Origin of the sequence: Fulvivirga aurantia, assembly GCF_009711475.1 — a bacterium.
GTDB classification, from domain to species: domain Bacteria; phylum Bacteroidota; class Bacteroidia; order Cytophagales; family Cyclobacteriaceae; genus Fulvivirga; species Fulvivirga aurantia.
Genome location: NZ_SMMD01000268.1, coordinates 1 through 1,421, shown reverse-complemented (window position 1 = coordinate 1,421; position 1,421 = coordinate 1). Strand labels below are relative to the sequence as shown.

Sequence of the window (1,421 nt, the reverse complement as noted above, 5' to 3'; positions counted from 1 at the left end):
GGGAGGAGAATAACATACCCGCGAATGCTATAGTAGTTGGAACAGTTGCTGTTTTCAGGTTTCAGAAACGACTGAAGGAATGGTTACAGGTATTTAAAAATGCTTCCGATAAAGATGAAAATCTGTTTGCTATTATTGTAGGAGATGGCCCTTTAAAACAAGAGTTGGTTCAGGAAAGAAGAGAATTGGGGTTGGAAGGCAAAGTGCTTATGCCAGGCTTGCAAACCAATACAGTCAACTGGTTTTCGGCCATGGATGTGTTTATGATGACCTCCATATTTGAAGGCTTACCCATTGCATTACTTGAGGCTATGAGCATGCAATGTGCAATTGTAACTACGGATGCCGGGGGTGTTAAAGAGGTTGTGGGAAATAATGAAAGCGGTATGATGGTCAGTATAGACCATTGGCAGGATTTATCGAAAGAATTGACAAAATTGGTTAATTCGAATGATTTGATTTCCCAATTAGGTAATGCCGCTCGCCAAAGGGTTAGGGATTCTTTTAGCCTGCAGAGTATGGTGCACCAATTAGAAAAAATATACAAACGATTCCACTAACTCGTGGCTATTCTGAATTTATAACTAATGAAAATAAGACCTGCTATAGAAAATGATATACCGTCAATTGTTGAACTGTTAAAAAGTAGTCTTGGTGAGTCACTTATGCCTAAATCTGAAGCTTATTGGCGCTGGAAGCACATTGATAATCCTTTTGGTACATCTCCAGTACTAGTAGCAGAGCGCGAACATAAAATCATTGCCGTAAGAGCATTTATGCGATGGGATTGGCAGTACAATTCCAGTCAAATAAAAGCGATTCGTGCAGTAGACACTGCCACACATCCTGATTTTCAGGGTCAGGGTTTGTTTAAGAAACTTACACTTACATTATTGGAGCAGTGTAAGAATGATGGTATAGATATTATTTTTAATACTCCAAACAGCAAAAGTAAGCCTGGTTATTTAAAGATGGGATGGCAAGAGGTTGGAAAATTACCGATTCAGCTAAGGCTGAAGCGTCCTTTTAGTGTTTTAAAAAATAAATTTATCACAAAGCCAACAGTATTTGTTGAATTAGAAACTGATGCTTTTGATTTACAAGTTGCACTTGACAAATTTGACGGCAGTTTTCATTCTTCCCAAGGCTGGAACACTAGCCATTCAAAAGACTATCTTGTCTGGCGGTATGTTAATTTGCCGATGATAAAATACTATGGATACGCTACTAAAGACAGTCTGGTTATTTTTAGACTAAAACAAGGTGAGTTAGGTCTGGAGTTGCGTCTTTGTGATTGCTTAGGATTTTTTGATCAATTCGGTTCTATGATTAGAGACCTATATAAAAAGGTAGACTTTGATTATATGTCTTTAAGTGGGTTAGGAGCGGTTAAGCTTTCGGGCTTGCTTAGCAAAGGTTTG

At 38.4% G+C, this 1,421-nt stretch carries 2 protein-coding genes; both read left to right on the top strand.

Features of this window, described 5'->3' with window-relative positions; genetic code table 11:
* The coding region (locus tag E1176_RS01045) for a glycosyltransferase (RefSeq protein WP_155208734.1) at positions 1-560 on the top strand (560 nt) is incomplete at its 5' end.
* 27 nt (positions 561-587) lie between these two features.
* Positions 588-1,421, top strand: an 834-nt coding sequence (locus tag E1176_RS01040; protein WP_155208733.1) for a GNAT family N-acetyltransferase, incomplete at its 3' end; no start/stop codon positions are given.